Genomic DNA, 25547 nt, shown 5'->3' with positions numbered 1-25547 from the left:
TTTAACTTTTTCTAATATAGAATGGAGGTTTTATGCCAACTTCTCCTCAATATTCTTTAGAGCATCGGCTCCTTTCTGCTGCTTGGACAGGTTTTACAGATCAAGTACAATCTTTAATTCATAATGGTGCCAACGTAAATGCTATTAATAGCTCGGGTGACACTCCTTTGCATGAAGCTTGTAGATATAATCGCATTAAAACCATAAAATTACTTTTACAGCGTAATGAAATACAAGTGAATAAGCAAAATTCTTCCGGTGTTACCCCTCTTCATTTAGCGATAGATCATGATTTCGTAGAAGGTGTAGAAATGTTATTAGATAAAGGCGCAGATCTTTTAGAATGCACTGATCTACAACAAAATGCCTTGCATATAGCGATTATTACTCTTCCTAGCGATGAAAATAGTAAAATCATTAAGATATTACTAGAGAGATATATTAATAGACCTGATATAAAAGAAATATTAAATCAAGAAGTTGAGCATATTGTTTCATATATTAATAATGGCTATGATTATGTAGAAGCTCATAAGTTTAACGCTTTACAACTTGCTGCTATGTACAAAAAATATGATCTAGTTGAAAAATTTATCGCCCTAGGTGCAGATTATACTGTAAAGAGTGAGCTCTTTGATTTGCCGCTTGAGGAATTATTTAAAGAATTTACCGAGACCAATGAAGAAGAAATAAAGTTATTACAAAAAGCCATTGAAAAAGGCAAAGATACATTTATAAAGAGGCCGACTAAAGAGCATGAACCAGGCATCTCAAATTATGATAATAAGAAAAGACAGGAATCCTTTGGTCGGTCACCTAATTAGTTTTAAATTAGCAGCAGCTACTTTGAAATCATAATTATTCTGTAAATTTAACCAGAATTGTGGTGTAGTACCAAAATATCTTGCGAGAATCAAAGCTGTCTCTGCAGTAATAACTCTTTTACCATTTATAATCTGATTAATTCTTCCTATTTACGAAAACATTTCTATTAAAGTTTTTTTTATCATTGATGATTCAAGATTTTTGACTTCACCAATAATTTTTACTAGCCTAGTTTTATCTACTGTTCTCATCTGATCTAAAGCTATTTGTCCTTTCTTATTATCGAAGATACAACTTACCCGCGTAGGATACATACGAGCAACAGATGTTAAAGGAGCAATAATAACTGTATTTAAGTATTTATTCATCTCATCTGGAGAAATAATAACACAAGGTCTGGTTTTTTTAATCTCACTACCTAATGTAGGATCTAGGTTTGCTAAAAAAATAGCAAACTGCTTGTATGCTGTTACCATTCCCATTCTTCTTGATCAAATGAGTTATGAATATCCAAATCCCTAAACTCATTATCTACCTGCTCATTTTTAAAGCTCTTTTCCCAACTTTTACGCACAGCTGTTATTGGCTTTAATACTATTTGATTATCGCTTTCAACTATTTCAAAACTTTGGGCTCCATTAAACCTCTCTAATAGGCTCTTCGGTATTCTTATTCCCTGGGAATTCCCAATTTTTATTATATTAACCTGCATTTTATCCTCTCTATTTGTAGTTACATTGTAATTACTTTCTGCCTTAATGTCAATATTATGATCAAAAAGTCAACTGATTTCTAATATCTCATCCCAATTTGTAGTATACTTAGGCGATACATTGCCTTGTTTCATTTTCCATTCATTTTTTGAAAGACAGCTACCCATAAACAATGTATTTTTTCCAAGCTTCTGATTAAGCTCATACATAATGTTACTTGGATCTTCTTTTTTTTGAGTTTCACTTGATTGAAAAAGATTTAGATTGCCTTCCTTATTATTAATTAGGTCAAAAAGTACTATCCCTTTTTTATAAAGTTTTTCAAGTATCTCACATTAGCTCTTTGGTTTAAAATGACTATCGAGTCTGTGTAATCCTTTAGTATCTCCAGCTTGCTATCATATTGCTAGTTTTGCTTGTTGCTAAATTTATTAGTTCTTAGGCGTACCTGTATTCCTTTAACTAAAGAATTTTGTTAATATTAACAAAAAGCTTTTGTAATCTTTCTTGATTGCCGTATTTATTAGTCAGCTCACTAAAATAGAGATATTACAATTGTCCTTAATGATGATTTGATAATAATTTTCGAGGAAGCAAAAAAAGAAGAGCTAGCAAGATTAGAAAAGCTAGAGGCACAAGAAAAATTAAAATCCCCAGAATTTCAACAAGCCGAGAGTTTTGTAAATATGGTAGCAAGACAAGGTAGAGAACGTGGAATTTTTTAAACACACTTATTAATCCTTTGCTATAATTAAGGTCGGTTTATTGCCGGCCTTTTTTTATAGTTTTAAAGCTAAGCCATTTTGCTAAATAGGAAATTTATTTTAATTTAAAGCTTTTTTTTATTCATTGAGTGTTAATATTTGGTGGATAATAATTAATATAGGTATTAGTTATGATTAATGAAACATTAAATACTCAAGTAACTTCATTGGATAACAGCCTTATTACTAACTTTAGTTCTCTTCCAGAAGATTTGGCCATCAAAACTCTAAGCTTTCTCTCATCTAATAAAGATATTGCTAATGGCAAGCTAGTACTAAAGGAATGGCAAGAATATGCTAAAAAAGCTTTAGCTTACTATGCTACAGGAAAGTTTGATCTTAAATATATCGATACTGCTTTCTTATCTAAGCTGCTAGTTCCGCTAGAATTAGCAAAAACTTTTATTGAATATAGATATAAAGACCTGCAAGAGGATAAAAATGATAACCAACTTGATAGATACCTTGAGGGTAATGCAGCTGCAATTACACTAATCGCTCAAAAGACAGTTACGGTAGCAACTCTTATAAAAGCATTACACGATTTAGAGCAAAAGCAGCAGAAAATCAATAGCAAGCAGAAAGTAGAAATAGAATATACTATAAATTCTTTAGAAGGTTTAGTTAATTACATTAAAGCATATGATCAGCTCAAAGATAAGCATTACTTATTAAAGATTGACATTAATCAGACGATGCCCTCACGTAATAAAGATTTAATTAACCCCCTATTAGATATTATTAAATTTAGTAATAACCAAAATCCACCAGAATCTATTACCATAAGCTATAATAATGAAGCTATCCAGGTAACTTATGATCAAGCTAAACATATTGCTAACCATATGACTGTTCTTGAATTAGCAAGCTGCTATATAAGATCTGCAGGAGCTCAGGATTTAGCTAATGCTTTAAAAACTAACAAAGCTCTTAGCTCTCTTAACTTGCAAGCAAATGACATAAAAGCTGCGGAAGCTATAGCAATAGCTGATGCTTTAAACACTAATAAAGCTCTTAGATATCTTAACTTAAATTGGAATAACATAGGAGCAGAGGGAGTTAAAGCAATAGCTAATGCTTTAAACACTAATACCACTCTTGCTTCTCTTAACTTAAGTTGGAATGACATAAAAGCTGCGGAAGCTATAGCAATAGCTGATGCTTTAAACACTAATAAAGCTCTTAGATATCTTAACTTAAGGCATAATAGAATAGGAGATGCGGGAGCTAAGGATTTAGCTGATGCTTTAAAAGCTAACACTACTCTTGCTTTTCTTGAATTGGGGCATAATAGCATAGGAGCTGCAGGAGCTACAGCAATAGCTATTACTTTAAAAACTAACACTACTCTTGCTTTTCTTGAATTGGGGCATAATAGCATAGGAGCTGCAGGAGCTACAGCAATAGCTATTACTTTAAAAACTAACGCTACTCTTAGCTCTCTTAATTTAGAACGTAGTAAGATAGAAGACGTGGGAGCTAAGGATTTAGCAGATGCTTTAAAAATTAATAAAGCCCTTAGGTTTCTTAACTTAAATTTGAATGACATAGGAGACGTAGGAGCTAAAGCAATAGCTGATGCTTTAACAATTAATACTACTCTAACTTCTCTTAGCTTAAATTGGAATAGCATAGAAGATGCAGGAGCTACAGCAATAGCTGAAGCTTTAAAAACTAACACTACTCTTAATTCTCTTAACTTGGAAGGTAATAGCATAGGAGCAGAGGGAGCTAAGGATTTAGCTGATGCTTTAAACACTAACAAAGCTCTTAGATATCTTGACTTAAGGCATAATAAAATAGGAGATGCGGGAGCTAAGGATTTAGCTGAGGCTTTAAAAACCAACACTACTCTTACTTCTCTTAATTTAGTTGAGAATAAAATAAAAGAGGCAGGAGCCAAGGATTTAGCTGATGCTTTAAAAACTAACAAAGCCCTTGCTCATCTTGATTTCACCGAGAATAAAATAGGAGATGCGGGAGCTAAGGATTTAGCTGATGCTTTGAAAACTAACAAAGCTCTTGCTCATCTTGATTTAACCCATAATGAAATAGGAGATGCTGGAGCTAAGGATTTAGCAGATGCTTTAAAAATTAATAAAGCCCTTAGGTTTCTTAACTTAAATTTGAATGACATAGGAGACGTAGGAGCTAAAGCAATAGCTGCTGCTTTAACAATTAATACTACTCTCACTTCTCTTGATTTATGTCATAATTACATAAAAGCTGCGGGAGCTAGCGCAATAGCTGAAGCTTTAAAAACTAATAAAGCTCTTAGATTTCTTAACTTAAAATGGAATAGCATAGGAGCTGCGGGAGCTCAAGCAATAGCTGCTGCTTTAACAATTAATACTACTCTCACTTCTCTTGATTTATGTCATAATTACATAAAAGCTGCGGGAGCTAGCGCCTTAGGCAAAGCCAGCGCTTATATTAAAAAGACTCAAAATAGAGATATTACAATTATTCTTAGAGAGGAGGATTGGGGAATAATTTTCGAGGAAGCAAAAAACGAAGAGTTAGCAAGATTAGAACAACTAGAGGCACAAGAAAAATTAAAATCCCCAGAATTTCAACAAGCCGAGAGTTTTGTAGATATGGTAGCGAGTAAAGGTAAAGAACGTGGAATTTTTTAAACACCTTTATTAACCCTTTGCTATAATTAAGGTCGGTTTATTGCCGGCCTTTTTTTATAGTTTTGAAGCTAAGCCATTTTGCTAAATAGAAGATTTATTTTAACTAAAAGCTTTTTTAGTTAATGACTTTAATTTTATTAATTTTATATTAATATATCGGCAGTTTTATTATTAATATAGGTTCGCGTAATGGCTAACGAAACTTTAGCTACTCAGGTAACTACATTGGCTAATATGCCTGATGATAGCTTGCTTCCTTTGGATGTAATCTACAATCTTCTTGGTTTTCTTCCTAATAAAGATTTATTTATCCACAGGTTAGTATCTAATAAATGGCAAGAATATGCTAAAAAAGCTTTAGCCTACTATGCTACAGGGAAGTTTGATCCTAAATATATTGATACAGCTTTCTTATCTAAGCTTCAAGTTCCTCTAGAACACGCCAGAACCTTTATAGATTATAGATATAAAGGCCTGCAAGAGGATAAAAATGATATCCAGCTTGATAGATACTTTGAGGGTAATGCAGCTGCAATTACACCAATCGCTCAAAAGACAGTTACGGTAGAAACTCTTATAAAAGTATTGTACGATTTAGAGCAAAAGCAACAGCAAATCAATAGCAAGCAGAAAGTTGAGATAGAATATACTATAAATTCTTTAGAAGATTTAGTTAATTATATTAAAGCATATGATCAGCTACAAAATAAGCCCTACTTATTAAAAATTGACATTAACCAGACGGTGCTCTCATGCAATAAAGATTTAATTAACCCCCTATTAGATATTATTAAACTTAGTAATAACCAAAATCCACCAGAACCTATTAACATAAGCTATAATAATGAAGTTATCCAAGTAACTTATGATCAAGCTAAACATATTGCTAATCATATTACTGTTCTTGAATTAGCACACTGCGCCATAGGAGATATGGGAGCTAAAACAATAGCTGACTATTTAAAAACTAACGCTACTCTTAGATCTCTTAATTTAAGTAGTAATAAAATAGGAGACACTGGAAGCAATGAATTAGCTGATACTTTAAAAACTAACAAAGCTCTTAGATCTCTTAATTTAGATAGTAATAAAATAGGAGACGCTGGAAGCAATGAATTAGCTAAAGCTTTAAAAACTAACAAAGCTCTTAGATCTCTTAATTTAGGTAGTAATAAAATAGGAGACGCTGGAAGCAATGAATTAGCTAAAGCTTTAAAAACTAATAATACTACTCTAACTTCTCTTAACTTAGAATGTAATAACATAGGAGATGCGGGAGCCAAGGATTTAACAAATGCTTTAAACACTAACACCACTCTTACTTCTCTTAACTTGGGAGCAAATGGCATAGGAGATGCGGGAGCTCAAGCAATAGCTGGCTATTTAAAAATTAACACTACTCTTAGTTTTCTTTACTTAAGTAATAATAGCATAGGAGATGCGGGAGCCAAGGATTTAGCATATGCTTTACAAACTAATAAGACCCTAACTTCTCTAAACATAAGATCTAATAGCATAAAAACTGCGGGAGCTCAAGATTTAGCTGAAGCTTTAAAAACTAACAAAGCTCTTAGATCTCTTAACTTAGAATATAATAGCATAGAAGATGCGGGAGCTAAGGAGTTAGCTAATGCTTTAAAAACTAATACTACTACTCTAACTTCTCTTCACTTAAAATATAATAGCATAGGAGATGCGGGAGCTAAGGAGTTAGCTAATGCTTTAAAAACTAACAAAGCTCTTAGAGCTCTTAACTTAGAATATAATAGCATAGGAGATGCGGGAGCTATAGCAATAGCATATGCTTTACAAGCTAATAAAACCCTTACTTCTCTTAACTTAAAATGCAATGACATAGAATCTATGGGAGCTCAAGCAATAGCTATTGCTTTAAAAACTAACAAAATCCTTACTTCTCTTAACTTAGAATACAATTACATAAAATCTGCGGGAGCTAAAGCAATAGCTACTACTTTGAAAGTTAGTAATACTATTACTTCTCTTTATTTAGCTGAAAATAACATAGGACATACAGGAGCTAAAGCGTTAGGTAAAGCCTATGCTTATGTAAAAAAGATTCAGAATAGAGATATTACAATTGAGTTTAGTCACTCTTTAAGGCGATCTTTAAATAAACCTTTTAATACAGCTAGAGAAGAAGAATTAAAAAGATTAGAACGCTTAGAACAGCGAGTTCCTCAGCAACCTCAAAGCTATGTAAGCATGGTCACTTCTCAAGCTAGAAGTTTTATTAATTGGTTTGGGTTTAAATAAGTCTCTTATTTTGTAATTGTAATGCTATAAAACAGGTCGGTTCATTGTTGTCCCTTTATTGTAGTTTTAAAGCTAAGCCATTTTGTTAAATAGAAACGTTATTTTAACTAATAACTTTACTTTTTATTAACTAAATGTTAATAAATGGCGGATTGTAATAATATAGGTATTAATTATGACTAACGAAACTTTAGATACTCAAGTATCTGCTTTAAATAATGAGCCTGATGATAGCTTGCTTCCTTTGGATGTAATCTACAATCTTTTTGGTTTTCTTCCTAATAAAGATTTAGCTAGGCACAGGTTAGTATCTAATAAATGGCAGAAATATGTTAAAAAAGCTTTAGCCTACTATGCTAAAGGGATGTTTGATCCTAAATATATTGATACTGCTTTCTTATCTAAGCTTCAAGTTCCGCTAGAATTAGCAAAAACTTTTATTGAATATAGATATAAAGACCTGCAAAGTGGCAATGATATTCAGCTTGATAGATACTTTGAGGGTAATGCAGCTGCAATTACACCAATCGCTCAAGAGGCAGTTACAGTAGAAACTCTTATAAAAGCATTACACGATTTAGAGCAAAAGCAGCAGAAAATCAATAGCAAGCAGAAAGTTGAGATAGAATATACTATAAATTCTTTAGAAGGTTTAGTTAATTACATTAAAGCATATGATCAGCTACAAAATAAGCACTACTTATTAAAGATTGATTTTAATCAAAATGAAAGCCCACGCAATAATGATTTCATTAACCTCCTATTAGATATTATTAAACTTAGCAATGACCAAAATCCACCAGAACCTATTAACATAAGCTATAATAATGAAGTTATCCAAGTAACTTATGATCAAGCTAAACATATTGCTAATCATATTACTGTTCTTGAATTAGCACGCTGCGGTATAAAAGCAGAGGGGGCTAAAACAATAGCTGGCTATTTAAAAACTAATACCTCTCTAACTTCTCTTGACTTAAGAACTAATGGTATAGACGCTGCGGGAGCTAAGGATTTAGCTGATGCTTTAAACACTAATAAAGCTCTTAGATATCTTAACTTACATTGGAATAACATAGGAGCAGAGGGAGCTACAGCAATAGCTGCTATTATTTTAAAAGCTAACACTACTCTTACTTCTCTTAACTTAAATTGGAATGCCATAGGAGACGTGGGAGCTCAAGCAATAGCTGATGCTTTGCAAGCTAACACTACTCTTGCTTTTCTTGAATTGGGGCATAATAGCATAGGAGCTGCAGGAGCTACAGCAATAGCTATTACTTTAAAAACTAACACTACTCTTAGCTCTCTTAATTTAGAACGTAGTAAGATAGGAGACGTGGGAGCTCAGGATTTAGCAGATGCTTTAAAAATTAATAAAGCCCTTAGGTTTCTTAACTTAAATTTGAATGACATAGGAGACGTAGGAGCTAAAGCAATAGCTGATGCTTTAACAATTAATACTACTCTTACTTCTCTTCACTTAGGTGTTAATAACATGGGAGCTGCGGGAGCTAGCGCCTTAGGCAAAGCCATCGCTTATGTAAAAATGACTCAAAATAGAGATATTACAATTATGCTTGATTATTATTTAGAGCAATCTTTTAATGCAGCCAGAGAAGAAGAGCTAGCAAGATTAGAACAACCAGAGGAGCAAGAAAAATTAAAATCCCTAAAATCTCGTTTTGTAGATAGGGTAGCAAGGCAAGATAAAAACGCGCAGCTTGTTAAACACATTCATTAACCCTTTGCTATAAAATAGGTCGGTTCATTGCCGGCCTTTTTTTATAGTTTTGAAGCTAAGCCATTTTGGACATCTAACTTTTGATCAAAATAATTTTTTTAGTTGTTATTATTGTAATAACCTTCAATGATTATATGTCTGAAAATGGCTAGAAATGTTTTTGAGCTATATTATATTTAGAATATAACAAAAAGTGATAGATAAGCCTATGGCTCAGATTAACGCAGCATTTTATAACGCTTATTCATCTCGTGACCCACGTTTTGATGATGTGTTTTATATCGGGGTAACTTCCACAAATATTTATTGCCGCCCGATTTACACTGTTAAAACACCGCATCCAGAGACAAAACGCTTATATCCAACAGCAGAACGCATTTCAGAGTTAAATGTTGATGACTTAACCACGCTCGGCATTATTCAATCTCGCGTTAGAAGTATTATCACATTGGCACAGCAAATCGCTTCAGGGCGTTTAAAACTAGAAGCTGGGATAGATCCAAAAATCACTATCAAACAACTGACTGTACTTCCTGGTATAGATGATTGGACAGCACATTACATTGCTATGCGTGTACTACGCTGGTCGGATGCGTTTCCCAAAGAAGATATTGCAGTGCGCAACAACTTTGGCGGAGTGACTGCTAAAGAAGCGGAAAAGATATCACAAACATGGCGGCCATGGCGCAGTTATGCAACCCTGCATCTATGGCAAAATCAAATTCAACCTAAGGAGTAATATTATGATCACATCACATCTATATACAACTATGTCAAGCCCACTTGGTGAAATAGTACTGACTTCAAATGGTGAAGCCATTACCGGCCTTTACACCCCAGAACATCATTATTACATACAAGCCCAAAAAGAAACTCATGATCCCAAGCCATTTCAGCAGGGTATCAAACAATTGAATGAATATTTTGCAGGCAAACGCAATAAATTTGATTTACCGCTTGCACCAGTCGGCACAGAATTTCAAAAACGTGTATGGAAGGCCTTAAATGATATTGGCTATGGTGAAACTAAAAGTTATGGGGAAATTGCAAAGTCCCTGAACCATCCTAACGCCTCCCGTGCGGTAGGAATGGCTAATAGCAAAAATCCAATTTGTATTATTATACCATGCCACCGTGTTATCGGCATGAATGGCAAGCTCACCGGCTATGCGGGCGGTATCCAGGCTAAGGAATGGTTGCTTAATCATGAAGCCACTGTTGGCTCAACAAAGGGTTAATACAACTCTACGAAAGACTACACAACACAAAATAAAACATATTCTATGATGATAACTTTCGATAAAGTAGCCAAGGGCGGATGGTGGCAAGATTCCTTAGAGTAGGATGCTATGATACATACTACGAGAGTTTGCTTTACCACTAGAAGCCAGGATATCAGCGCATTGCATGAGATAACGGCTGATGCTCCGTTTCGGCATATGGCAACTCCAAGCGGTTATAAAATGTCCGTGGCTATGACTAATTGCGGAACGGTGGGCTGGGTAACAGAACATAGTGGTTATTGTGATGATACCATTACCCGGTAAACCCTGGCCGAGCATGCCGGATGTTTTCCTCCAATGCAGCAACACAAGCAGGATATAATCTATTTATACCAGATACGTGCTCTTATGAACCGTTGTGAATCAGGTGCAAAACTTTCATTACATCAAGATAAGAACAAGCGCACTTATAACGCACCTATTGTTTCAGTTTCACTTGGGCTATCGACTATTTTTCAGTTTGGGGGATTGAGCCGAAGTGATAAAATTCGCCGCATTTCCTTATTACATGATGATGTAGTGGTTTGGGGTGGAGCCACTAGGTTATTTTATCATGGTATTGCTCCATTAAAAAAAGGAGATTATCCAACCTTGGGTGAATACCGAATAAAGCTAACCTTCCGCAAAGCCCGATAGCTTTTAAGATGAACGGCACCCATTCTCTAGAGTAGAATAATTACATAACTGGCAGCAGCATTGCAAGCGTACTAAACACAAGACAGTAGATGCTCTACTAGGATATTGTAATCATTAGCAATGGCTCACTAGGTCAGCACCTTTCTCCTTAAATTAAGATTACCAGCACTATATTTACAGAAGACAGACACCAAAAAATTAAAGAATTAACAACCCAACTAGCGCCTAATATTGCATAGTTAATTAACTTGTAAAGATTCCAAATAAAGATCAGGTTCGAGACGAAGTTTTAATAGAGAAAAAAGTAAATTGAAGCCGTTATCTTTAGATAGAATGATCAAATATAATGCTGAAGAAAAACTATATGACTTTGGAAATGATCATATTACTAGTTATATGGAATCTAATCTTAAAGAGTCTAATTTTAATAGTACTCACTTAACCTAATTGTTGTGTTTATTTCCTATTTGCCAGGTAGCATTTAGTATATGTATGGTAGCTATGCGGCAAATCGGCTAGTTTGTGTAAATAATTTAAAAATAAATAGTATTAATTACAGTGATTACAGCAATGAAGGTAAAGAATAAAAAAAATCATTGATAAGATATCTATAGGCTTCGTAATAAAACAAGAGACAGCAACTTCAGTGTATTACAGCCAAATCAATGTCTTTACTTACTCTACTATTACCAAAGTAATAAACAAAGATTTAAGATTGGAACTATTACAAGCAAATGATTATATTATAAGGGATCAAAAAATTTATAATATTATATGCTAACAGCTAAAGATTGATACCTAATAAAAACCCCACTATTATTGCATTTTCCTAATTAAACTGATAACCATTAATGATTAATGTAATTATTACAAACAATTATGAAAAAGTTACCGAAAACTCTGATAGAACTCACCCACATATTGAGCGACCTTGCATATCATGATGGAGATACTATTGGCCAAAAACTTGGTATTACCCGTAGTGCTGTCTGGAAAGCTATTAAAAAACTTGAGGAATACGGAACAAAGATAGATTCTATTAAAGGCAAAGGTTATGCTTTATCAGAACCATTACTACTTTTAGATGAGCATCTTATTCAACAAGGTGTTCCCCATAAAAACATAACCATAGAAGTATTCGAGAGCTTAGAATCAACCAATAGCTACTTAAAAGGTTTTGTAGGCAACATCACTCCTCGAGTTTGCATTGCAGAATATCAAACTCAAGGCAGAGGAAGATTGAATAGACGCTGGTATTCCCCATTTGGAAAAAATATATATTTATCCATACTTTATCCTTTTGAGAAAGATATGAGTGAACTTGTCGGCCTAAGCACAATAGTAAGTCTTGCTATAGTTGATGCTTTACAAGATTTACAGCTAGCTCAGCAGATTTTTTTAAAATGGCCCAATGACATTATTGTTAAACAAAAAAAACTCTCAGGCAGCTTAATAGAAATAATATCTGAAGCTAACGGACTCTCTTATGCTATTATTGGTATAGGATTAAATGTAAATATGATTAATGATGATAATCATATCAACCAATCATGGACATCCCTTAAACAACTATTAAACCAAGATGTTGATAGAAATAAGTTATGCATCTCTCTAATTAACAGCCTAACCACCTATCTCAAAAAATTTAACCAAGAAGGGTTTAACCCATTTAAAACAGAGTGGGAACAACGGGATATGTTACTTAACAAAAAAGTTAAACTTGTCTCAGGCAATAATATCATTAGCGGTTATGGACGAGGTATTAACAACCAGGGTAATTTAATGTTGGAAGTTGAAAAAGGATATATAAAACCTTTTTCCTCAGGTGATACTACTATAATAAAGGAGTAATATCTAGCATTTCTTCTGGTTGTTGGTTCAATCCTACAACGCCTAAACAGGGAGCTTTAATATATTGTTTTAAGGTTTCAATATTAGCATCGTTTTCCAGATTTGTAGGACCAAGACAATTAGCAACCCACCCCTTTAACATAAGATTTTTATTCAATATTGATTCATAGGTAAGTATTGAATGGTTTATGCAACCAAGCCTAATTCCAATTACTAATATTATGGGGATATTAAGTTTATAAACTAGATCTGCAAGCGTTTCCTGATCATTTAAAGGCACTTTCCACCCCCCTACCCCCTCAACTATATAAACCTCATAATTGCCATTTATGGTGGGATAAATTTTTTGATATATATCTTCTACCGTCAATTTGAGTTTAACACGCTCAGCTGCAATATTCGGAGAAATAGGAGGCAAAAAGCAAAAGGGGTTAATGAGGTCATAATCTAGATTTTTAGAAGAATGCTTTTGTAAGCATAACGCATCCTCATTGTAAATTTTGCCATCTATAATTTTTCCACCACTTGCAATAGGTTTGAGTCCTAACGTCCTAAAGCCTGATTGTTGAAATTTTTTTATTAATCCAATGCTTATATAAGTCTTACCTATATTGGTGTCAGTTCCGGTAATAAAGAATTTATAAGTCATTACTACCCTCTTTAGTAACAATAAAAATACCTATGTTATAGGTTAGTCTAAAGGGCAGCTTAGCCTGTTTTTTAAAATATAATAAGTTAGAATTGTGTTTTCTTATGCCGTAATAATTTGCTCCCACTTGCTTTATTGACTTAAGAGCTAGGATAAAGGAAGGAAATACTATAGATTTTACATACAGATCAGCACTTAAAATTTTATAGCTAGTTCTTGCTAACATTAACTGAATATCATGTTGTTTAAAAAAAGGTAAGATCCTATCTGTACCCAGCTCTTTAAATGTTCCATCTAAAGGTAATGAAAAGGCTAAAACTCCTTCATTAGATAAATTATTATAGATGTTGTGCAAGGTTAATTCTAGATTACTACTCCAATGTAAACTTAGATTAGCAACAACCAGATCAAATACAATTTTAGGATAATAAAAACTTTCAAAACTTTTTTCAAGAATCTCAATGTTAAACTTGTATAGTCTTTCTCTTGCTTTTTCTAAAAAGCTATCAGCTATATCGATAGCAAAAAATTGTTCAAAATTACTATATCTTTCAGCAAGCATCTCAGTTAAAAGTCCAGTACCACAGCCTAAGTCTATAATATTTTGAGCTGTTGCTTTGTAGGCTCTAAGCCTATTAATCAAATTAGTTCCCACCAATGTTTGGATATAGCAGTTAGCATCATAAGTACTTGCTGCTTTATTAAAATGGTTCTTAATTTCTAGTGAGTTTAGCATAAATCTATAAACCTTATCAGTTCATCCTTTATAATTTCGGTATGGGTTAAAAATGGCACATGACCTGCTTTAGGAATAATTATTATCTGATGAAACCTGGGAAAATATTCAGTCTGCCTTAAAGGAATAATTGCATCTTTCTCACCTAAAATATTTAGCACTGGTATTTTAAGATTGTTGTAAATTTCCCTTGCATCTAAGCTTTTAATTAATTTTAAGTGGTTTGCAGGGACCGCAGTTTGATGTTCTGCTAGGTAGCGCCTTACCTGGGTAGATTTATTAGGATATTGGACTATCCCGCTAAAATTTTTCATATTACTTTCAATTTGAGAAAGGGTTATTCCGGGCCAATTTTTATCTTCCATAAATTTTGGAGTGCTCGCTATTAAAGCAAGTTTGCTACATTTATGGGGTAATAAATGGTATAAATAAGTTGCTATCAGCCCACCAAGTGACCATCCGATAATAATAGAATTATCAGATATTTTACTGGCAATAATATCTATTATCTTTTTGATATCAAGATTATCAATCTCAGGTAAATCTATCAAAGTAACTTGATAATCCTTTAAGCTCGGAGTAATGAAATCCCAAATTGATGATTTAAAACCAAGCCCGGGTAACAATACAACAGAATGGCTACTCATAATATTTTTCAGCAATTAATTGTAATAAATTTAAGATTTGTTGTTTTGAGTGAAGGCAATTAAGAGAAATTCTTATTCTTGCTGTATTTTTTGGCACTGTTGGTGGTCTTATGCAAGAAATGAAAAGTCCTTTATCTAGTAAATATTTTTGAATTTTTAATGTTCTATTGTTATCACCAACCAATATAGATTTTATAGGTGTTAAGTCTTTTGAAACTAGAGGCAGCTCTAAATTATCTGCCATTTCTACAAAAAATAAAATCAGCTCATTTAATTTTTGCCTGCGCCAATTTTCTTCATTTATAATCTTAAGTGCTGCAAGCGTTGCATGGGGCATGGCTGGGGGAAGTGCAGTTGTATAAATATAGGTTCTGGCAAACTGCTTTAAAGCCTGGATTAAATTTTTATCTCCTGCCACAACTGCACCTTGGCTGCCAACAGCTTTACCTAAAGGTATTATCAGACAAGGTACATCTTTTTGGGTTAAATTATAATACTCACAAATTCCTCTGCCCCTCTTACCTAAAACTCCTATAGCATGAGCATCATCAATAATAAATGTAGAACCATATTTTGAAGCCAAATTTGCTAGCTTATGAGCAGGAGCGATATCTCCTTCCATACTAAATATACTTTCAGTAATCAACAAACTTTGCTTAAACTTTTTAGATAATATAAGTTCTGCATGCTCCATATCATTATGCTTAAACCTACGCAGCTTTGCTTGTGAAAGTTTAATCCCATCAATGAGTGATGCATGGACCAATTTATCAGCAACAATACTAGAGTTCTTATCAGCTAAAGTGCTAATTACTCCTAAGTTCGCAAGATACCCTGAATTAAATAAAACAGCTTGGTCTCGATTTAAAAATTCAGCAAATTTTTGTTCTATATCTTTATGAGCCTGCGAGTATCCTGTAACCATTGCTGAGGCTCCACTGCCAAGCCCATAAAGATCCACTCCTTCTTTAAAGGCTGCTTTTACTGTTGAATCTTGAGCCAAGCAAAGATAATCATTAGAGGCAAAGTTTATATAATGATGCGCTACAATATACTGTTCTCGCAAAAGGGAGTCAGCTCTATAAGCCTCTAATCTTGCTGTAATATCAATCATATAGTTATAAATTATTATTGACGATCCTTAGACAATATGTTACCCCACTTGATCAGTCAACTAATTTTAATTTTACGGTTTACTGTTATGAAATGGACAAAACAACAAGTGTTAAAGCTATTTGAGTTACCATTTTTGGATGTGATGCATAAAGCACATCAGGTACACAGAGAGCATTTTCCTAAGCAAGATATACAGATCAGTACTCTATTCAGCATCAAAACAGGTTCTTGCCCAGAAGATTGCAAATATTGTCCTCAATCAGCTCATTACAATACTGCTGTTAAAAAAGAGAGTTTGATGGATATCAACATTATTTTAGAACAAGCAAAATTTGCTAAAATAAATGGTGCTGAAAGATTTTGTATGGGAGCAGCGTGGCGCTCATTGCATGATAGAGACTTGCCACAAATTACTGAAATCATTAAGCAGGTGAAATTGTTAGGGCTTGAAACTTGCCTGACTTTAGGAATGTTAACCAAAAAGCAAGCCAGCATATTAAATAACGCAGGACTGGATTATTATAATCATAATCTAGATACTTCTGAAAACTATTATAAAGAGATCATAACTACCCGTACTTATGCTGATAGGCTTGAGACTTTACAAAATGTAAGAGATGCTGGCATCAAAGTATGCTGCGGTGGGATAATAGGTATGGGAGAAAAATTAGAGGATCGTGCTGATTTGCTAGTTACACTCGCTAACTTAGATCCATATCCTGAGAGCGTTCCTATTAACCTATTAGTGAAAGTAAAGGGTACTCCTCTTGGGAATAGTAAAGATATAGATATTTTTGAGTTTATTAAAACTATAGCGGCAGCAAGAATAATTATGCCTAAAGCACGAGTAAGGCTTTCAGCCGGAAGAAATAATATGTCAGAAGAAGCCCAAGTTTTATGCTTTATGGCTGGAGCTAACTCAATTTTTTATGGTGCAAAGCTACTTACCACCAAAAACCCTGAGATGGAAAAAGACTTAAACCTCTTAAAGAAGTTAGGATTAAATGCAACCTGAGCTAACAGTACGTGATGATAACAACCTCGTATGGCAATCATATGCACAAATGAACTTAGCTGATACCCCACTAATGATTAAATCTGCTCAAGGTGTATATTTAACCTTAGAAAATGGCAAAAGAATGATAGATGGTATTTCTTCATGGTGGAGCACTTGTCATGGTCATGCACATCCTTATATTGTGAGCAAAGTGGTAAAACAAGTTAATGATTTGCCGCATATCATGTTTGCAGGGCTTGCGCATAATTCGGTTTATGAATTATCTAAAAAGCTGATTAAAATACTGCCTCAAGGTCTTGAGCATTTTGTGTATTGCGAATCAGGCTCAGTGGCAGTAGAAATTGCCTTAAAAATTGCCTTACAATATTATAGTAATCAAAGGCAGTATCGTTCTAAATTTATTTATTTTGAAAATAGTTATCATGGCGATACTATCGGTTGCTCGATTGTTACTGATGATAATACTATTACCCACCAATTTGCTAAAAAAAATGAACATTCTATTAAATCTAAACTTCCCCAAAACAAGCAGGATTTAGCTGATTTTGATAGGTTACTCAGCAACAATAAAGAACAAATAGCTGCTGTTATAATTGAACCAATATTTCAAGGTGCTGGTGGAATGAAGTTTCATACTCCTGAGATATTAGCTGAAATCTATAAAATAACCAAAAAATATGGGCTTTTATTTATTGCTGATGAGATTGCCACGGGGTTTTATAGGACTGGCAAATATTTCGCCTGTGATCATGCTAGCATTACACCAGATATTATTTGCTTAGGTAAAGGAATCACTAGCGGAGTAATACCTTTCGCAGCAGTTGGCACAACTGACGAGGTATTTTTTAGCTTTTATTCAGATAATCCTGAATATGCACTAAAGCATGGTACAACCTTTGCAGCTAACCCTTTAGGATGCATGGCTGCAATAGGATCAATAGAGCTATTTGAACAAAAGCCAAGGAAGCTGCAAGTAGCAAATATGAGTGACCAATTAAAATCCCAATTAGAGCCTTTAAAAAAACACCATAAAGTCAAAGAGGTAAGAGTATTAGGAGCCATAGGCGCAGTAGAACTTGATTGTTCAATTAAAGATATTTTACTTATGAGAAGCCTAATTAGAAAAAAGGAAGCTTGGCTTAGGCCATTTGGTAATGTGCTTTACACTATGCCCCCTTTTATTACAAATCAAAATGAAATTAGTACAATTACTCAAACCATCGAAAGCTTAGTACTAACAATATAAATAACCGATTATTATTTTTGGTCCTCAATAAACAAATAATCTGCTTAATAATTTCAGTTGCAATTAAAAGTTTTATATTATACATAGTTTTAATATCAAAAGATGAAATATAATTTAATTAATTAATTCATTTATTACCGTATCATAGTACAATACAACTATAAAGGAACAAATATGAGCACAGATACAGCAATTAAGCATGGTGACTTTACAGGTCTGGCGGAAGATTATTCAAAATACCGCCCTGGTTACAGTTATGATGTAATCAATGCAATTGAAGGATATATTGGTAAAGGTAATAATTTAACATGCGCTGATGTAGGAGCAGGTACTGGCATTTGGACTAGAATACTCGCTAATCAATTTAGTGGGAAAATTTATGCAGTAGAACCTAATGAAGATATGCGCACTCATGGTATGAAAGATAGCCAAAATTTAGCAATTGAATGGATAGACGGTGCTGGTGAAAATACTAACCTACCTAGCCACTCATTAGACTTAGTCAGCATGGCTTCTTCATTTCATTGGGTTAATTTTAATCAAGCTATTGAGGAATTTCATCGCATTTTAAAACCAGGAGGTACATTTGTAGCCATTTGGAATCCAAGAGTTATAGAATATAATCCGCTTTTTATTGAAATTGAAAGCTATTTAAATGAATTAAGACCTAATATTAGTAGAGTATCTTCAGGATCTTCAGAATTTGTAAATAACCTAGCATCCAAGCTTAGCAGTTTAGATAATTTCGAAAAACTATTATATCTTGAAGGTTATCATACACAAACTTTTACTAAAGATTCTTACATTGGTGTGTGGAATTCTGTTAATGACATTAGGCATCAAATAGGCGAAGAAAATTTTACTAAATTTATTGCCTTTATAGATAAAAAAATAGACGATAACCAGCAAATCGAAGTGCTATACAAAACCAGAGCATGGGTAATTAGCAAAAAATAATAACAACAATAATTAATTATTTATGAAAGTAATTGCAATTCAAAATTTTGGTTCTAGTGGAACTACCTTAGTTCATAGCTACCTTGATGGTCACAACCAAATATTATCTTTACCGGCATTATTTGGGATAGAGTTTTATTATAGATGGGATAAGCATTATCAATTTTTGTCTAGAGACAAATTAATTGCCGAACATTTAAAAGACTTTTCTTATTTTTTTGAAGCAGATGCACCTATTCATGACATTTATGGCTTAAACGACATGGGTGAAGATCGCATGCAAAATGCTGCCATTGATAGAGATTTATACATACAACATTTTTTAGCAAGCTTTCCTCAAGAATTTACTAGAGCCAGCTTCCTGGTAAGCATCTACCAAGCTTATAACAAAGCGATGGGCAAAGATATTAAGGATGCTGAGTTTTTAATATTTCCTATTCATAGCAATCCTAAGCAATATGCTTTAGACTTATGTGAAGACTTTGAAAAAGTGTATTTTTTACATATGTTAAGAAATCCTATTCAATCGATTGGTTCTTCTATTAAACATAATTTGTATAATCAAGAATTATTTAAAGTTAATTGCTTAGAGTCTTCTATTTCCCAAATTTATAAAGATAAACCTTTACATGTTTGTAATTATCAAACCCATGGTATTGTTCCATATTGCCAGAAAGATCATGTGACCATTGGTGCTCTTAAACTCGAAGATCTTCATAACCATAAAAAAGAGGCTTTAGATAGCATATGCACCTGGCTTAATTTACGCTGGGAAGACTGCTTAATGGATAGTACCTTTAATAATCATAAATGGTGGAATAGAAAAGAAAGTATTCGTATAAATGGTGCAAACACCCTCACTATTCAACAAAATCATTCAGAATTTTTAAATGAGTATGATAAACAGCGCTTACAATCTATTGGAGAACATATTCGGCTTTATTACCCTGAAACTACTATTCAATTCCAATTCAAAAAATTTCTTAAACCTTTTCAATTGGAAACCAATATTAACTATTACAAGCAACGCATTATAATTCTTTTTGAAAAGAGATTTAAGCTATCCACCAAGCTACTGAATAAATTCAACATTAAATGGAATTTTACTAGTTATTTCTGGCCTTATATCTGGGCTAAGGATTATATTAGCATTCGCTGTACTATCTTGAAAGCCAGAAAATTTCAATTAACCGAAACCAGTAAAATCGAACTAATCTACCAAGCAAGAAACAAACCGAGTACAAGTTAACCCATTACATCACCGAGCTACAAATGATTTAAAGAATATATCTATAAGTTCTATAGAAACGCTAGTTATACTATAACGCTTAGGATTAAATAAATAATCATAGAATATTCCCTGCATAAAAGAATATAAAGCAAGCGCAGCTCCTTGAGGTGTAAAGGATAAATTGCATTCTCTTTTTTCCTGAGCCAACATAAATATCTTTTCCATTTTAGAAAGAGCTTCTTGGCGCATCTGTTCATGGCGTTTAAATTTACTATCATGAGCAAATTGTTCGCACTTAAATAACAATATAGTATACACCCTGCGCATATGCTCATCTTCAGCAAGCGATTGTAAACAATAAGTACAAATTTCTTTAAGGGCTAGCATAGGGCTATGATGATTACTGACCATCTCATCAAATAACTTATCTAGCGGAAAACTAACCCTTTGATGCATAGCATCAAATAAATCCATCTTATTTTTAAAGTGCCAGTAAATTGCCCCTCTGGTTACACCTGCTGCTTTAGCTATATCTGCTAAGGAGGTATCAGCCACCCCCTTTTGCAAGAAAATATTTTCTGCAGTATCTAATATTAACGCCCGTGTCTTCTCAGCCTCTTCTTTAGATCGCCTAACCATCTATACCTATCATTTACAACCACAAGTAAAATTTATTATTATAATTATATACATTCATTGTTGAATGTATATAATAGATGTATTATTTATAAATAATTATTATTAAAATCACTTTTAATATAAACATATTACATATGAAAATTAAGCTTAAATCATCTTACAAATTTTATATCTTAGTATTAGTTATAGTAATTATTATATTTACTAAACTATGGATAAATTATAACTATTCCAACCCCTCTTCTAATTATAATCCTCATGTAACAACACAAACCATTATCCCACACGATGTCGAGCTAGCTAGCGATTATAGTGGCCGTGTAACCAGCTTTAAATATGCAGAAATTAAGCCTCAAATTAATGGGATTATCATTGAACAAGTATACAAGGAAGGTCAATATGTCCACAAAGGAGACATACTTTTTAAACTTGAAAAGGAATCTTTAGAAGCAGCCTCAATGAAAGCTAAATCACGTTTACAACAAACTGAACACAATTATCAACGTATAAAGAAATTGTTTCATGAAAAAACTGTTAGCTCTCGTGAATATGAAGAAGCTTTAGCAAACTTCCAACAAGCCGAAGCAGATGCTCGCACAGCTAGTATCAATCTAGAATATACCAATGTTACAGCTCCTATTAATGGAATTGCAGGCAAAGCAGAATATACTGAAGGTAATTTGGTGTTGGCCAATTCAACCTTACTTACTAAAGTGGTACAATTAGATCCTTGTTATGTAGAGTTTGGATATTCTGATCAAGATTTTTTAACAAATTATCTTAAAAAGATAAGTTCCTCCGGCCAAATCAATGATTTAAAAATAGCACTTAAGCTAGATAATGATGAACTCTATGAACATGAAGGATCCTTTCATTTTAATGATAGTGTAATTGATGAACAAACTAGCACTATAAAAGCCACTGCTATTGTTCCAAATCCGGCAAATAAAATTACACCTGGGCAATTTGCAAAAGTTATAATTAAAGGAATTAAAATTAACGGAGCAATTATTATTCCAGATCAAGCAGTAATGCAGGGTTCACAAGGTACCTTTGTATACACAGTTAATAATGATAATAAGATTATAATTAAACCTGTTAAATTAGGTAGCTTAATCGAACAAGGAAGAATGATTGAACATGGCTTAGAATCAGGTGATCGCATTGTCACAGAGGGAATGATTAAAATATACCCTCAACAAGTAGTTATAGTGGATACTGAAAATAATCAAACTGATCAAACTAAAGAACAATAATATCATTTATAAATTATTATGTTTGCTAAATTTTTTATTAACCGCCCTGTATTTTCAGCAGTAATATCTATTATTATTGTTCTTGCAGGTATTGCAGCCATGAATAACCTACCGGTTGCTCAATATCCGGAAATCGTCCCGCCCGAAGTAGTAGTAACCGCTCACTATCCAGGAGCTAATGCCGAAGTAGTATCCAATACTGTTGCTGCTCCTCTTGAACAGCAAATTAACGGTGTTAGCAATATGCTTTATATGCGCTCACTAGCCACCAATAATGGTCAGTTAGATCTTACTTTAACTTTTGAGATTGGCACTGATGCGGAACAAGCAACAATCGATGTAAACAATCGTGTTCAAGCTGCTTTAGCACGTATCCCGGAAGAGGTAAGAAGAAACGGAATCAGCGTAACTAAAAGATCCAGCTCTATTTTACAAGTAGTTACTATGTTTTCCAGCTCAGGAAAATATGATCCTATTTATATTAGCAATTATGCACTTTTAAATATTATTGATGAGCTTAAACGCATTCCCGGTGTTGGTGATGCTATGTTATTTGGCGCTAAAGATTATTCAATGAGAATCTGGTTTAAACCAGATAAATTAGCTTTCTACAACTTAACTCCTAATGAAGTAATAAAAGCCCTTAGGGAACAAAACTCACAATATGCTGCCGGGCAGTTTGGCCAAGAACCTCTTAAATCCCCGCAACAATTTACTTATACTATTAATACTCCTGCCCGTCTTAGCGAAGTTAAAGAATTTGAAGAGATCATATTAAGGGCTGATTCAAAAGGTAGGCTGCTTAAACTGAAGGATGTTGCTAACATTGAATTAGGCGCTCAAGACTACAGCTTTGCAGCAAGCTACAATGGTACCCCCGCAGTAGCAATTGGAATATTCTTACAGCCCGGAGCAAATGCATTAAAAACCGCTACGGCTATTAAAGCAAAAATGGCCGAATTAGCACATAGTTTCCCAACAGGAATAAATCATTCTATTCCCTTTGATACTACTCAATTTATTCAAGTATCTATTAATGAAGTAATTAGCACCTTTATAGAAGCTATTATTTTAGTAGTACTAGTGGTTTATTTATTTTTACAAAATTTTAGAGCTACATTAATTCCCATTATAGCCGTCCCTGTATCATTAATTGGAACCTTTGCTGGAATGTACTTGCTTGGTTTCTCAATTAATTTACTTACCTTGTTTGGCTTAGTGTTAGCTATTGGGATAGTAGTAGATGATGCTATAGTAGTACTAGAAAATGTTGAAAGAATTATGAAAGAGGAGCAGCTACCGGCATATCAGGCGTCAATTAAAGCTATGCAAGAAGTAACTGGTCCTGTTATAGCCATTGTATTAGTACTTTGTGCGGTATTTATCCCAGTTGCATTTATGGGTGGACTCACTGGTGAAATGTATAAGCAGTTTGCTATTACCATTTCTATTTCGGTAATCATTTCTGGTATTGTGGCTCTTACTTTAACCCCTGCTCTTTGCGCTTTAATCATTAAGCCATCTCATAATGAACCCTTAAAGTTTTTCAGATGGTTTAACAATTGGTTTGAACAATTAACTTTAAGTTACACTGACAAAGTCAAATTTTTAATCAAACGGGCGTCGTTAGGTATCACCATTTTTATAGGTATTTTAATTGCCAGTGGAGTATTATTTTCACGCATACCAACCAGCTTAGTACCAGATGAGGATCAAGGATATTCTTTTATTATGACACAATTACTGCCTGGCGCTTCCCTATCACGCACTAAAGCGGTGACTGATGAGGCTGATAAACGCTTTTTAGCACAACCAGAAGTAGCTGATATAGTTACATTTGCAGGTCTTGATCTATTTACATTTACCCCCAAATCTTACTCAGGAATATCTTTTATTAATTTAAAAGATTGGAATAAACGGCCTAAAAAAGAGCAAGATGCTAGAAACTTAGTAGGCCGCTTTATGGGCATTACTGCTGACATCAAAGATTCTTTTATTCTGGCATTTAATCCTCCACCTATTATGGGAATGAGCACTACCGGCGGTTTTAATTTATATCTTCAAAATAAAATCGGTGCCAGTACTGCCGAATTAGCCGCAGTTACTGCACAATTAGTACAAGCAGCACAACAACAACCGAAACTTACAGGAGTAACCAGTACTTTATCAGTAAATGTACCACAATATTTAATGGAACTTAATGTTATTAAAGCTAAAGCTTTGGATGTACCAATTGATGCAGTGTATACTACTCTTCAAACTGCGTTGGGTGGATTTTATGTAAACGATTTTAGTTTATATGGTAGGTCTTATAAGGTTAATTTGCAGGCTGATTCAGAATTTAGAGATAAAGCTGAGCGTTTAAAAGAAATATATGTACGTTCACTTAGCAGCAAGCTCATTCCGTTAGATGCATTAGTAACCGTTAAGCGGATAATAGGGCCGGATATCATTGAAAGATTTAACGCCTTCCCTGCCGCTAAAATCATGGGTGGTCCAATTCCAGGTGTGAGTTCAGGCGAAGCCATTACTATAATGGAAGAACTTGCCCACAAAACTTTACCACAAGGTTATTCAATTGGATGGACCGATTCTGCTTACCAAGAGCGTACAGCAAGCGGCTCAAGCACCATTGCATTCATTTTTGGAATTATTATGGTGTTCCTTATCTTGGCTGCTCAATATGAAAGATGGTCATTACCATTATCGGTAATTGTCGCGGTCCCTTTTGCTGTATTAGGAGCTTTACTCGCAGTATATCTAAGAGGATTAAACAATGATGTATATTTTCAAATTGGTCTCATTACGCTCATAGGATTATCTGCTAAAAATGCCATATTAATTGTTGAATTTGCTGCTATAAATCACAATAAAGGTATGAACATTATTGAATCAGCCATTACTGCAGCCAAGCTGCGTTTCCGCCCGATTATCATGACCTCCCTTGCCTTTATTTTAGGTTGTGTACCCCTTGCGATCAGCAGTGGTGCAGGTTCTGCCAGCAGGCATTCTATCGGTACTGGAGTAATTGGAGGTATGCTGTTTGCCACCTTTGTAGCCATTTTCTTTATTCCATTATTTTATACGTTGATCATGAAAAAAACTGACAACAAGTAACCAATTCATTACTTAAGCACCATAAAAATGCTTTAACCGATTTTACTACTGGGCTGGAAGCTTATCAGGATTACCTTCTTCAAGGTGATCTCCAAAGCTGATAACCATTTTAGCTTATAAGGCATCAAAAAATATTGAAAAACATTCTAAATATCTTAAAGTTGCCAAATATGTAGCTTTAGAATATTTGGCTATTGCTGCAATTTCTT

26 protein-coding genes are annotated in these 25547 nt (G+C 33.9%); 17 read left to right on the top strand and 9 right to left on the bottom strand.

Annotated features, from left to right (window positions below; translation table 11 throughout):
* Nucleotides 1–32 precede the first annotated feature (32 nt).
* Complete coding sequence (locus tag EF513_RS05970; RefSeq protein WP_125216493.1) at nt 33–824, top strand: ankyrin repeat domain-containing protein; 792 nt, start codon at nt 33–35, stop codon at nt 822–824.
* Here the strand turns inward: EF513_RS05970 and EF513_RS05965 are convergent.
* The 4 genes from EF513_RS05965 to EF513_RS08175 form a co-directional block, all read right to left on the bottom strand.
* On the bottom strand, nt 813–956 hold the full coding sequence (locus EF513_RS05965) for a HigA family addiction module antitoxin (protein WP_277592632.1): 144 nt from the start codon (nt 954–956) through the stop codon (nt 813–815). The two genes, EF513_RS05970 and EF513_RS05965, sit on opposite strands and share 12 nt — an antisense overlap.
* A gap of 18 nt (nt 957–974) precedes the next feature.
* Complete coding sequence (locus EF513_RS05960) at nt 975–1301, bottom strand: type II toxin-antitoxin system PemK/MazF family toxin (protein WP_206425192.1); 327 nt, start codon at nt 1299–1301, stop codon at nt 975–977.
* On the bottom strand, nt 1295–1537 hold the full coding sequence (locus tag EF513_RS05955) for an AbrB/MazE/SpoVT family DNA-binding domain-containing protein (protein ID WP_125216491.1): 243 nt from the start codon (nt 1535–1537) through the stop codon (nt 1295–1297). The genes EF513_RS05960 and EF513_RS05955 overlap by 7 nt, the downstream gene beginning before the upstream one ends.
* A 69-nt stretch (nt 1538–1606) precedes the next feature.
* Complete coding sequence (locus EF513_RS08175; protein WP_125216490.1) at nt 1607–1747, bottom strand: DUF4113 domain-containing protein; 141 nt, start codon at nt 1745–1747, stop codon at nt 1607–1609.
* 363 nt (nt 1748–2110) lie between these two features.
* Between EF513_RS08175 and EF513_RS07935 the strand changes: the two genes are divergently transcribed.
* The 10 genes from EF513_RS07935 to birA all read left to right on the top strand — a co-directional run bounded on the left by EF513_RS07935 (nt 2111) and on the right by birA (nt 12726).
* A complete protein-coding gene (locus EF513_RS07935) occupies nt 2111–2263 on the top strand; it encodes a hypothetical protein (RefSeq protein WP_164503848.1) in 153 nt (50 codons plus the stop codon).
* 170 nt (nt 2264–2433) lie between these two features.
* Complete coding sequence (locus tag EF513_RS05945) at nt 2434–4938, top strand: leucine-rich repeat domain-containing protein (protein ID WP_125216489.1); 2505 nt, start codon at nt 2434–2436, stop codon at nt 4936–4938.
* Between the two features lie 189 nt (nt 4939–5127).
* Nucleotides 5128–7212 (top strand): F-box protein, encoded by a 2085-nt coding sequence (locus tag EF513_RS05940; RefSeq protein ID WP_125216488.1) that lies wholly within the window; start codon nt 5128–5130, stop codon nt 7210–7212.
* Between the two features lie 175 nt (nt 7213–7387).
* The gene (locus EF513_RS05935; protein ID WP_125216487.1) at nt 7388–8956 is read left to right on the top strand and encodes an F-box protein; all 1569 of its coding nucleotides are present in this window, start codon (nt 7388–7390) and stop codon (nt 8954–8956) included.
* 193 nt (nt 8957–9149) lie between these two features.
* The gene (locus tag EF513_RS05930; RefSeq protein ID WP_206425191.1) at nt 9150–9695 is read left to right on the top strand and encodes an Ada metal-binding domain-containing protein; all 546 of its coding nucleotides are present in this window, start codon (nt 9150–9152) and stop codon (nt 9693–9695) included.
* Nucleotides 9696–9699: 4 nt separating this feature from the next.
* Nucleotides 9700–10194 (top strand): methylated-DNA--[protein]-cysteine S-methyltransferase, encoded by a 495-nt coding sequence (locus tag EF513_RS05925; RefSeq protein ID WP_125216485.1) that lies wholly within the window; start codon nt 9700–9702, stop codon nt 10192–10194.
* Nucleotides 10195–10305: 111 nt separating this feature from the next.
* Nucleotides 10306–10503, top strand: a complete 198-nt coding sequence (locus EF513_RS08025; RefSeq protein ID WP_206425190.1) for a 2OG-Fe(II) oxygenase family protein — start codon at nt 10306–10308, stop codon at nt 10501–10503.
* Between the two features lie 84 nt (nt 10504–10587).
* Entirely contained in the window at nt 10588–10875 is a 288-nt protein-coding gene (locus EF513_RS08020; protein ID WP_206425189.1) for an alpha-ketoglutarate-dependent dioxygenase AlkB, read from the top strand.
* 309 nt (nt 10876–11184) lie between these two features.
* On the top strand, nt 11185–11322 hold the full coding sequence (locus EF513_RS07930; RefSeq protein ID WP_164503847.1) for a hypothetical protein: 138 nt from the start codon (nt 11185–11187) through the stop codon (nt 11320–11322).
* Between the two features lie 432 nt (nt 11323–11754).
* Nucleotides 11755–12726 (top strand): bifunctional biotin--[acetyl-CoA-carboxylase] ligase/biotin operon repressor BirA, encoded by a 972-nt coding sequence (birA, locus tag EF513_RS05915; RefSeq protein ID WP_125216484.1) that lies wholly within the window; start codon nt 11755–11757, stop codon nt 12724–12726.
* Here birA and bioD read toward each other — a convergent pair.
* From bioD to EF513_RS05895, 4 genes are read right to left on the bottom strand one after another with little or no spacing between them, the layout of a single operon-like run.
* A complete protein-coding gene (gene bioD, locus EF513_RS05910; protein WP_125216483.1) occupies nt 12710–13375 on the bottom strand; it encodes a dethiobiotin synthase in 666 nt (221 codons plus the stop codon). The genes birA and bioD overlap by 17 nt on opposite strands.
* Complete coding sequence (locus tag EF513_RS05905) at nt 13365–14111, bottom strand: methyltransferase domain-containing protein (protein ID WP_125216482.1); 747 nt, start codon at nt 14109–14111, stop codon at nt 13365–13367. Before EF513_RS05905 ends, bioD begins: the two co-directional genes overlap by 11 nt.
* Entirely contained in the window at nt 14105–14758 is a 654-nt protein-coding gene (locus tag EF513_RS05900) for an alpha/beta fold hydrolase (protein WP_125216481.1), read from the bottom strand. The genes EF513_RS05905 and EF513_RS05900 overlap by 7 nt, the downstream gene beginning before the upstream one ends.
* Nucleotides 14751–15872 (bottom strand): aminotransferase class I/II-fold pyridoxal phosphate-dependent enzyme, encoded by a 1122-nt coding sequence (locus tag EF513_RS05895; RefSeq protein WP_125216480.1) that lies wholly within the window; start codon nt 15870–15872, stop codon nt 14751–14753. The genes EF513_RS05900 and EF513_RS05895 overlap by 8 nt, the downstream gene beginning before the upstream one ends.
* Nucleotides 15873–15959: 87 nt before the next feature.
* Here EF513_RS05895 and bioB point away from each other — a divergent pair, with 87 nt between their 5' ends.
* The 4 genes from bioB to EF513_RS05875 all read left to right on the top strand — a co-directional run bounded on the left by bioB (nt 15960) and on the right by EF513_RS05875 (nt 20344).
* A complete protein-coding gene (gene bioB / locus EF513_RS05890) occupies nt 15960–16889 on the top strand; it encodes a biotin synthase BioB (RefSeq protein WP_125216479.1) in 930 nt (309 codons plus the stop codon).
* The gene (gene bioA / locus EF513_RS05885; RefSeq protein WP_125216478.1) at nt 16879–18138 is read left to right on the top strand and encodes an adenosylmethionine--8-amino-7-oxononanoate transaminase; all 1260 of its coding nucleotides are present in this window, start codon (nt 16879–16881) and stop codon (nt 18136–18138) included. The genes bioB and bioA overlap by 11 nt, the downstream gene beginning before the upstream one ends.
* Nucleotides 18139–18312: 174 nt before the next feature.
* Complete coding sequence (locus EF513_RS05880; RefSeq protein WP_125216477.1) at nt 18313–19095, top strand: class I SAM-dependent methyltransferase; 783 nt, start codon at nt 18313–18315, stop codon at nt 19093–19095.
* A gap of 22 nt (nt 19096–19117) precedes the next feature.
* A complete protein-coding gene (locus tag EF513_RS05875) occupies nt 19118–20344 on the top strand; it encodes a sulfotransferase (protein ID WP_125216476.1) in 1227 nt (408 codons plus the stop codon).
* Nucleotides 20345–20353: 9 nt separating this feature from the next.
* Here EF513_RS05875 and EF513_RS05870 read toward each other — a convergent pair whose 3' ends face one another.
* The gene (locus EF513_RS05870; protein WP_125216475.1) at nt 20354–20965 is read right to left on the bottom strand and encodes a TetR family transcriptional regulator; all 612 of its coding nucleotides are present in this window, start codon (nt 20963–20965) and stop codon (nt 20354–20356) included.
* Nucleotides 20966–21099: 134 nt separating this feature from the next.
* On the opposite strand from EF513_RS05870, the gene EF513_RS05865 reads away from it, so the two are divergent.
* On the top strand, nt 21100–22221 hold the full coding sequence (locus EF513_RS05865) for an efflux RND transporter periplasmic adaptor subunit (RefSeq protein ID WP_125216474.1): 1122 nt from the start codon (nt 21100–21102) through the stop codon (nt 22219–22221).
* An 18-nt stretch (nt 22222–22239) separates the two neighbouring features.
* The gene (locus EF513_RS05860) at nt 22240–25338 is read left to right on the top strand and encodes an efflux RND transporter permease subunit (RefSeq protein ID WP_125216473.1); all 3099 of its coding nucleotides are present in this window, start codon (nt 22240–22242) and stop codon (nt 25336–25338) included.
* Nucleotides 25339–25547: the final 209 nt, after the last annotated feature.

Source organism: Rickettsiales endosymbiont of Stachyamoeba lipophora, from assembly GCF_003932735.1.
Taxonomy (GTDB): Bacteria; Pseudomonadota; Alphaproteobacteria; order Rickettsiales; family 33-17; genus RICK01.
The sequence above is the reverse complement of the archived record's forward strand: the minus strand, read 5'-3'. Positions and strand labels throughout refer to the sequence as shown.

Excerpts from the sequence above, each read along its gene's own strand:
- EF513_RS05970 (WP_125216493.1), top strand. The coding sequence starts at position 33 with ATGCCAACTTCTCCTCAATATTCTTTAGAGCATCGGCTCCTTTCTGCT.
- EF513_RS05960 (WP_206425192.1), bottom strand. The coding sequence starts at position 1,301 with ATGGTAACAGCATACAAGCAGTTTGCTATTTTTTTAGCAAACCTAGAT.
- EF513_RS05955 (WP_125216491.1), bottom strand. The coding sequence starts at position 1,537 with ATGCAGGTTAATATAATAAAAATTGGGAATTCCCAGGGAATAAGAATA.
- EF513_RS08175 (WP_125216490.1), bottom strand. The coding sequence starts at position 1,747 with ATGTATGAGCTTAATCAGAAGCTTGGAAAAAATACATTGTTTATGGGT.
- EF513_RS05945 (WP_125216489.1), top strand. The coding sequence starts at position 2,434 with ATGATTAATGAAACATTAAATACTCAAGTAACTTCATTGGATAACAGC.
- EF513_RS05940 (WP_125216488.1), top strand. The coding sequence starts at position 5,128 with ATGGCTAACGAAACTTTAGCTACTCAGGTAACTACATTGGCTAATATG.
- EF513_RS05935 (WP_125216487.1), top strand. The coding sequence starts at position 7,388 with ATGACTAACGAAACTTTAGATACTCAAGTATCTGCTTTAAATAATGAG.
- EF513_RS05925 (WP_125216485.1), top strand. The coding sequence starts at position 9,700 with ATGATCACATCACATCTATATACAACTATGTCAAGCCCACTTGGTGAA.
- EF513_RS08025 (WP_206425190.1), top strand. The coding sequence starts at position 10,306 with ATGATACATACTACGAGAGTTTGCTTTACCACTAGAAGCCAGGATATC.
- EF513_RS08020 (WP_206425189.1), top strand. The coding sequence starts at position 10,588 with ATGAACCGTTGTGAATCAGGTGCAAAACTTTCATTACATCAAGATAAG.
- birA (WP_125216484.1), top strand. The coding sequence starts at position 11,755 with ATGAAAAAGTTACCGAAAACTCTGATAGAACTCACCCACATATTGAGC.
- bioD (WP_125216483.1), bottom strand. The coding sequence starts at position 13,375 with ATGACTTATAAATTCTTTATTACCGGAACTGACACCAATATAGGTAAG.
- EF513_RS05905 (WP_125216482.1), bottom strand. The coding sequence starts at position 14,111 with ATGCTAAACTCACTAGAAATTAAGAACCATTTTAATAAAGCAGCAAGT.
- EF513_RS05900 (WP_125216481.1), bottom strand. The coding sequence starts at position 14,758 with ATGAGTAGCCATTCTGTTGTATTGTTACCCGGGCTTGGTTTTAAATCA.
- EF513_RS05895 (WP_125216480.1), bottom strand. The coding sequence starts at position 15,872 with ATGATTGATATTACAGCAAGATTAGAGGCTTATAGAGCTGACTCCCTT.
- bioB (WP_125216479.1), top strand. The coding sequence starts at position 15,960 with ATGAAATGGACAAAACAACAAGTGTTAAAGCTATTTGAGTTACCATTT.
- bioA (WP_125216478.1), top strand. The coding sequence starts at position 16,879 with ATGCAACCTGAGCTAACAGTACGTGATGATAACAACCTCGTATGGCAA.
- EF513_RS05880 (WP_125216477.1), top strand. The coding sequence starts at position 18,313 with ATGAGCACAGATACAGCAATTAAGCATGGTGACTTTACAGGTCTGGCG.
- EF513_RS05875 (WP_125216476.1), top strand. The coding sequence starts at position 19,118 with ATGAAAGTAATTGCAATTCAAAATTTTGGTTCTAGTGGAACTACCTTA.
- EF513_RS05870 (WP_125216475.1), bottom strand. The coding sequence starts at position 20,965 with ATGGTTAGGCGATCTAAAGAAGAGGCTGAGAAGACACGGGCGTTAATA.
- EF513_RS05865 (WP_125216474.1), top strand. The coding sequence starts at position 21,100 with ATGAAAATTAAGCTTAAATCATCTTACAAATTTTATATCTTAGTATTA.
- EF513_RS05860 (WP_125216473.1), top strand. The coding sequence starts at position 22,240 with ATGTTTGCTAAATTTTTTATTAACCGCCCTGTATTTTCAGCAGTAATA.